The 1,769-nt window shown below is 40.5% G+C and carries 3 protein-coding genes; all 3 read right to left on the bottom strand.

The genetic code is table 11. From position 1 onward, the window contains the following. Positions 1–72: 72 nt before the first annotated feature. On the bottom strand, positions 73–618 hold the full coding sequence (locus tag VF500_RS17255; RefSeq protein ID WP_330860872.1) for a GNAT family N-acetyltransferase: 546 nt from the start codon (positions 616–618) through the stop codon (positions 73–75). Positions 619–826: 208 nt separating this feature from the next. After that, positions 827–1,009, bottom strand: a complete 183-nt coding sequence (locus VF500_RS17250; protein ID WP_330860871.1) for a hypothetical protein — start codon at positions 1,007–1,009, stop codon at positions 827–829. Positions 1,010–1,434: 425 nt separating this feature from the next. After that, a partial coding sequence (locus tag VF500_RS17245) for a helix-turn-helix domain-containing protein (RefSeq protein WP_330860870.1) occupies positions 1,435–1,769 on the bottom strand: 335 nt, incomplete at its 5' end.

Here is a 1,769-nt window from a genome sequence, read left to right as displayed (position 1 = left end):
CGGGTTTAAAGGCATCGTGTGCCCAACTAAGGAAGTAACGGGCTGCTCATTCAATGTTTTCATCATGATTGATTAGTTTAGTTGAGGATCAAATAACATGGCGGTACACAAGCAATTGCAACGATTTTTACTTTGCAGTACATCGTAGTTTACACAGCTTTTGCAGGCATCCCAAAAACGAGGTTCGCGTGCTACTTCGGCATAGGTTACGGGCTCAAAGCCAAGGCGGGTATTCATTTTCATAATGGCCAGGCCGGATGTAATGCTGAATATTTTTGCGGTTGGGTATTTGCTGCGCGAAAGGTTGAAAATGCTGTCCTTAATTTCAGAGGCTACACCGTGGTTACGGTGCTGCGGTGATACGATAAGGCCGCTGTTGGATACAAATTTTCCGTCGTCCCAGGTTTCGACATAGGAGAAACCTACCCATTCGCCATTTTCCGTTACGGCAACTATGGCTTTGCCGGTGTCGATCTTTTCTATTACTGAGGCTGCCGATCTTTTGGAAATACCCGAGCCCCTTGCTATGGCCGAACTTTCCATTTCCCTGATAATTTCATCGGCGAACACTACGTCGGCCGGAATAGCCGGCCTTACAATAATTCGTTCATCTTCCATTTTATATGTTTATTTCAGCTATCAGCACGGATTTGTTGAATAACTGTACATACCCCAATGCCAAAAGAATGCCCGTTGTGGCACACTTATACCATTTATAGGTTTAGGCCGTGTAAATGAAGATTTTAGTTTTCATCGAAGGATCAGGACATAAAAAAAGCCTATCAAAATGAAAGGCTTCTATTTTCAAAACAAGTTATTTTGATAATTATTCAACCGGCTGATGGTATTCAGGGTTATTTTTAAAGTCCTCCAGGTAACCGTCAGGGTTTACTGCAAGCCCGCTCATTTCAGTTTTGGGTAATACTTTTTTCTTTTTGGGACCGGAGATAGAAAGAATGATAACCGCTAATAAAGAGGTTATTTTAAGTATGATATAAAATGTTGTCATGGCTTTTAACTTTATTTAAAAGCCGATAGTAAACTAAACCTGTGCCAAAAACCTCAAGATCATCCGCAATAGCTCATAAACAACTATTGACAGTACCCCAATAAATTTCCCTTTATCATTTTGGGAGATGCAAATTATCAAAATGATAAAGTATTGAGCGTAAACGCCAATATCATTAGCCTATCAACAAAGGGGGGTTAACAGGGTTAACACAATTCAGGGTTAACATTTACATACATAACTAACAATCAACAAATTAAGTACTTTTCTTCCAAAAAACATGTTAACCCCCTTTTGTATAAATATTATCGGCTAAATTTCAATTCATAGGTAACACAACACAAGGGATGGTCAATTTGATTGATGATACCGCCTCTCATTCTCTTAAGCCTTAATTACCAGAATAAACACTATTAACAAGGGCTTCACTCCCACTTTTTGATACCAAGCTTTTGCATTTTTGAGTGCAGGGTTGATGGCGGCAAACCTAATTTGGATGCAGCACCGTCCTTGCCACTTATTTTGCCATTGCAGCGTTTCAACACATCCAAAATGTGATCGCGGGCATGCTCATCAATGGTTTTCAATCTGTCGGTCGCTATTTCGGCATAAGCAGGGCTTTCTTTTTTTCCCTGTAATTTGGGTAGGTAAGCATCTTTTATTATCGGGCCATCGGTTAGCAAGATACTGCGTTCAATAAAATGCTCCAACTCACGCACATTACCCGGCCAGTGGTATTCAAGCAACTGGCTCATCACAT

This window comes from Mucilaginibacter sp., assembly GCF_036383575.1.
In the GTDB taxonomy this organism is placed as follows: domain Bacteria; phylum Bacteroidota; class Bacteroidia; order Sphingobacteriales; family Sphingobacteriaceae; genus Mucilaginibacter.
This window is presented reverse-complemented; position numbering and strand designations above follow the sequence as displayed.